This window comes from Polaromonas sp. (assembly GCF_041689105.1).
Classification (GTDB): domain Bacteria; phylum Pseudomonadota; class Gammaproteobacteria; order Burkholderiales; family Burkholderiaceae_C; genus Polaromonas.
Map to the genome: position 1 here is coordinate 1 of NZ_JBDNGU010000055.1, position 5,108 is coordinate 5,108.

Here is a 5,108-nt window from a genome sequence, read left to right on the forward strand (position 1 = left end):
CCGTCGTATACGTGTCGCGCAATCACGAGATCTACGTACTCGCGTTGGCGCCCTTCGAGAAGAAGCCAGGTTATTGGCGGTCCCGTAGGAGCGAGGGATAACATGTTGATCGACACGGACACGCAACAGTACAAGGCTGCTCCGCAGCGGTTGTTGCGTGCCGGTCATCGCCAACGTTGAGGCTGTAAAAAAACCCAAACCTCACGCGACTTTTGTAGTCGATAGTGTTGCAAGGAACGTTTGTGATGTATCGCAAACACTTGTGTCAGACCATGGCCCGCTACAAACCCCAAGACCGCAACAGCTTGCTATTGCCGGTGGTGCTCAGTGAACAAATCGTCCCCGGAAGCTTCGCCTTCGCACTGGACTACCTTGTTGACAACGAACTCGACCTCAGCGCGCTGGACGCCCAGTTCAAGAACGACGAAGTCGGTGCCAGCGCTTATGACCCACGCGTCATGCTCAAGATCGTTTTATTGGCCTACAGCCAGGGATTGATCTCCAGCCGCACCATTGAGCAAGCGTGCCTGCGCAACGTCCAATTCATCGCCATCAGCGGCGACAGCCAAACTCAGCGGCCAATGCCTCAAAGGCTTGACCAAACCCAATGACGGGCGAGGCCGGCAGGTCACGCGCTGAGCCCAAGGCCAAAGACTCAAGCAACCCCAGTGAGCGCATGCGGCGCGCGATTGACTCACCCAGAGGCAGGCAGCTGTGCAGCCAGCGCATCGGCACCGTGGAGCCGGTGTTTGGCAACATCCGGCACAACAAGCGCTTGAGCCGGCTGAACCACCGGGGACGCGCCAAGGTCAACACGCAGTGGTACCTGTACTGCATGGTGCACAACATCGAGAAGCTGGCCGAGACGAATTTGGGGCAGCAGCGGGGCAGATAAGGCGGTATCAGGGACAAGCGGGCGTCCATTGATGAACAAAGTGGGTGAAATTGCGGCACACTTTGGGCATGAATAGAAAAATCCCGTCCGTCGATCCGCGTAGCGCGCAAAGCGCTGCAGGTACTTGCGGAAAATGGATTTTTTTATAGCCTCGTTGGGTCCCGGAAGACACGCAATGTTCACGCTCGGTTTTGAATACACACGAGGCGAGATCCATTCGCAGCTCGGTGGAAGCACAGTGTCGTGCTTGCCTACCAGCAATGGTGTTATCGTGGCCGCCTGCCTCAGCAAGAAATTCAGTCCTCAGGCGCCTGAGGTCGTGCTGTGTGGCCGTGGCGCACGAACAGGTCCTGTCAGTGCGCTGTTTTCACGTCAGCGGAGCGCCATCCCTGTGTTCATCAAGAATGCATCAAGTCGCTGGCAGTATCAAGGCCAGTTCGTGGTCGCTCGGTCCTTCAATTCCGGTGCCCGATTCCAAAGCTTCATCGTTGGCTCTGGTCGTTCAATCGCCAGCGTCTCACACGTCGTAATACTCAAGCAAGCCGAATGAGCGCCTGCAACGTCTGTCGTCGCTTGCCGTTCGCGGCACTTGACCATTTACAAATATCCAGAATTGCAAGAGCCCGCTTCGAGGTCTGCCGCAATCCCGGGCATCACACCCTGCGTTGGTGAACAGAAAGATATCACCCTGGTCATCCACCTGGCCAGGAACTTCGAGGAATAGCGACCATGCCCAAAACCGCAAGCAACAAGCCAACCACGACGTCGCCTTACGATGTTGCCGAGCACCTTCGTACACCGGCAGAAATGGCCGCCTGTCTGGACGCCTGGCTCGACGAAGCTCCGGACGATACTGCCGGCATTGCCAAGGCACTTGGGAACATCGCGCGTGCGAAGGGAATGACGCAGGTCGCCAAAGACGCAGGGGTCAGTCGTGAGAGTCTTTATCGCGCACTCAGTGCCGATGGAAACCCGAGTTTCTCTACGGTGCTGAAAGTTGCCAGAGCGCTGGGCGTCAAGCTGCACGTATCGGCGGCGTAGCCAACGGCCTTTGTGCGCCGTCTCCCGGCCTCACCTGGCGGACTATTCACAACCCTCAGTAAGTCAGCGACAGCACCACTACATGGTCGCGCAGACCATCAATTTTTTGCTGCGGCCGGCGCAGACTGGATTGCGTGAATTCAACCGCCGAAACCGGGCTGTATCACAGTCGGTCTTGATGAATATCAACACGAGGGATGACCAGGCTGGTCTATCCTGAGTCCGGGCTTTGCACCGGGCAGGTTCGACGACGGTGCATGCGGGGTTTTGGACTACATGGACCGGATTCGACAGGCCGCATGATGTGTGTTCGGGCTCACGCTGCCTTTGACGCAGCGCTCCGATGGTTCATTCGTTTCAGAGAAGGAAAAGTCATGAAAAATTTACTTGCTGTGGCTATTGGTACGGTGCCTCTTTTGACCACGGGTGTGTCTTTCGCGCAGAGCGGAAACATGATGAATGGTGGCATGTGGGGCGACGGGTGGATGGGCGGATACGGCGGGGCGTGGATGCCGATCCTGTTCCTTGTCGTGCTGGTCGCCCTTGTGGTGTGGGTCGTCAAGCAAAACAAGAAGTGATCGGGTCGGAAATTTACGCAGCTCCGCGAGGCATCGTGCATGGCGGGCATCGTTGCCGGTGGAGCAGGTCTGGGTGCCACGTTCCAGGCGAAGCGGGCACGCCAAAGAAGCACTCCACCTGATTCAACCAGGAGCTACAGGCCAGGATGAAGCGCCTTTGCCAGTGTGGCCGTCTCGCCAGCCAGGCGTTGACCTCCGGGTGACTCATGGGTCGCGCAGTTGTCAACGATGTTATTGACGTTCAGCTCATCGGGCACGAACTGGTCGGTATTTCGAAGGAACGACAGGAACTCCTGGTGCCCATGACGTGGCCGGTAGCTGACCAGCACCGCACCGTTCAAGACATTGAGCACGGCAAACAGCGTGGTCGTTCCGTGACTTAACGCCAGCCAGCCTCTGACGGGAATTGTGTGAGAGACCTTTGAGGTGTTGCAAATTGGCAGACGCTTGATCCTTGCGCTGTCCCCTGTTTTTAGTTGCTGTCGGGCCTCGTCGCCTGGCCGGAGATCTGTATGTTGAAAAGAAGACAGCTGTTTCAGTTTGCCGGCGTGGCGGCCGTGGCCGCCGCCGGTGGGGCTGCCTGGATGTCTTACGGATCGCCTCGTTCCACCGCGCTGGGTGGCGGGCCGTTTCGCCACTATCCTTTTGATCCGGTGGCTGCAGGAAACTTCCAGCAAAAGCTGTTCATCCCCGTGGGCAGCGGGCCGTTCGGCGTGCTTGATGTTGCCGGACCCCTGAAAATCAGAGCTACTGCGGCCAGCTTCCCGCTTCTGCCCGGTCGCGAATCGCCGTTCCTGCTGTACCAGACCGAACAGGCGGGCAAGGCCTACCAGAACCCGATTTTGCGCATCGAGAGCGGTGCGCGCTTCACGGCCAGCCTGGACAACACGCTGCCGGAGCCGACCATCATTCACTGGCACGGACTGCACACGCCCGCCGCCATGGACGGCCACCCGGCGAGCACCATCGGTCCGGGTGGGCGCTACGACTACGACTTCAAGGTGAGCAACCGCGGCGGCACCTACTGGTACCACACACATGCGCATGCGCTGACCGCCGAGCAGGCCTACCGCGGTCTGGCGAGCTTCTTCCTGGTGGACGACGATGACCAGCGCCGAGTCAGCAAGGCACTTGATCTGCAGCTCGGCGTCACCGACCTGCCCCTGGTCATCCAGGACAAGCAGTTCGACGCGCAGGGCAAGCTGCTGTACCGGCCGAGCGCGCATGAAGCCATGATGGGCTGGCTCGGCGACATCGTACTTGCCAACCTGACGCCCAATGCGGCCCAGGCCGTTGCGCCACGCACCTACCGCCTGCGGCTGCTCAATGGCTCCAACGCACGCATCTACCGGCTCGCATTCGTCAAGGGCGAAACGGCGCTCAATTTCACCGTGATCGGTACCGATGGCGGCCTGATTGAGCGGCCGGAAACGGTGACGGAAGCTTTTCTCGCGCCGGGGGAGCGCCTCGATGTGCTGTTCGATGCGGGCCAGGCACAGCCCGGCGAGGATGTTTTCCTCAGGAGCCTGGCTTTCGATGCCATGGAAAATGAAGGTCCCACTGGCGGTATGGGCGGTATGGGCGGCATGGGCATGGGGCGGATGATGGCCAGCATGAGCTCGTCACGGCTGCCGCTGGGCCATGCTTTCAACGTGCTGAAGCTGTCGGTCGCGGCCGGCGAACGCGTCGTTGCCAAGCTGCCGGTTACGCTGTCGCAGGTCAAGCCGATAGCCACTGAAGGTGCCGCGCAGCGCAAGATCGAACTGTCGATGGGACAAATGCGCTTTCTGATCAACGGGCGTAGCTTCCGCATGGACGAGATTGCGTTCGACGTCAAACGCGGCGCGGTGGAAATCTGGAGCATCAGCAACCCGGCGCTGGGCATGCCGCACCCGATGCACATCCACGGCTTTTCGTTCCAGGTGCAGGAACGGCTTAACAGCCCGCCCCAGTTGTCGGCCGCGGCACGTTTTGGCAACGGGCGCACGGTGAGTGACCTCGGCTGGAAGGACACCGTGCTGGTCTGGCCCGGCGAAACGGTGCGTATTGCAATCGACTTCGCCCACGACTTCCCCGGCGACCAGACCTATTTGTTTCATTGCCACAACCTCGAACACGAAGACGGCGGAATGATGATCAACTTTCGCGTGCAGGCGTGAAAGCGTGAGGGCCGCTCAACGCGCCACGCGGCAGATTTAACTTTTTCGCTGGATGCGCTGGCAAGCAACAGTGGCCCGGCAAGCGGTGCGCGTGATCTCCATACCCTGGGCGTGACGGCTGCGCCGGGCTTTCAGGCCGTGACACTGATTGCCAGCGCACCATTCATCCAAGCACACTGGAAGCCGTTTTCCGAGGGCGAAATCGTGGCCGTTTCGGCCGGGAGGGTGACCCCACAAGTCGCCTGAGCAAATGCCAGGAGCATCCCGGCCTGACCGGCATGAGTGCCGACAGGCTCCCAGGATTCCGCAAGAGTGCAGTACTCGCCAGCGTCAGTACGTCAGCTCCATCACCACCACATGGTTGCTGGCAGTCGGCCAGGTCTGGCCGGTGATCTTTTCGCCGTTGAACTCGGCTGAAATCGGCCGCAGCCCGTC

The 5,108-nt window shown here is 59.8% G+C and carries 6 protein-coding genes and 1 pseudogene; 6 read left to right on the plus strand and 1 reads right to left on the minus strand.

Annotation, left to right across the window (positions count from 1 at the left end):
• Positions 1–272 precede the first annotated feature (272 nt).
• The 5 genes from ACESMT_RS04715 to ACESMT_RS04735 all read left to right on the plus strand — a co-directional run bounded on the left by ACESMT_RS04715 (position 273) and on the right by ACESMT_RS04735 (position 2,514).
• Complete coding sequence (locus ACESMT_RS04715; protein ID WP_372825417.1) at positions 273–611, plus strand: transposase; 339 nt, start codon at positions 273–275, stop codon at positions 609–611.
• Positions 608–895 (plus strand): transposase, encoded by a 288-nt coding sequence (locus tag ACESMT_RS04720; protein WP_372825418.1) that lies wholly within the window; start codon positions 608–610, stop codon positions 893–895. The genes ACESMT_RS04715 and ACESMT_RS04720 overlap by 4 nt, the downstream gene beginning before the upstream one ends.
• A 175-nt stretch (positions 896–1,070) precedes the next feature.
• Positions 1,071–1,445 carry a hypothetical protein gene (locus tag ACESMT_RS04725; protein ID WP_372825419.1) on the plus strand — a complete coding sequence of 125 codons (375 nt, stop codon included), beginning with the start codon at positions 1,071–1,073 and terminating at the stop codon, positions 1,443–1,445.
• Positions 1,446–1,624: 179 nt separating this feature from the next.
• Positions 1,625–1,936 (plus strand): addiction module antidote protein, encoded by a 312-nt coding sequence (locus ACESMT_RS04730; protein WP_372825420.1) that lies wholly within the window; start codon positions 1,625–1,627, stop codon positions 1,934–1,936.
• 374 nt (positions 1,937–2,310) lie between these two features.
• Positions 2,311–2,514: a hypothetical protein gene (locus ACESMT_RS04735; protein ID WP_372825421.1), complete on the plus strand. Its 204-nt coding sequence runs from the start codon at positions 2,311–2,313 to the stop codon at positions 2,512–2,514.
• Between the two features lie 97 nt (positions 2,515–2,611).
• On the opposite strand, the pseudogene ACESMT_RS04740 reads toward ACESMT_RS04735, so the two are convergent.
• Positions 2,612–2,891, minus strand: a pseudogene (locus ACESMT_RS04740) (IS630 family transposase); the annotation flags it as partial.
• Positions 2,892–3,026: 135 nt separating this feature from the next.
• Between ACESMT_RS04740 and ACESMT_RS04745 the strand changes: the two are divergent.
• Positions 3,027–4,673: a multicopper oxidase family protein gene (locus tag ACESMT_RS04745; RefSeq protein WP_372825422.1), complete on the plus strand. Its 1,647-nt coding sequence runs from the start codon at positions 3,027–3,029 to the stop codon at positions 4,671–4,673.
• The last annotated feature ends 435 nt before the right edge of the window (positions 4,674–5,108 follow it).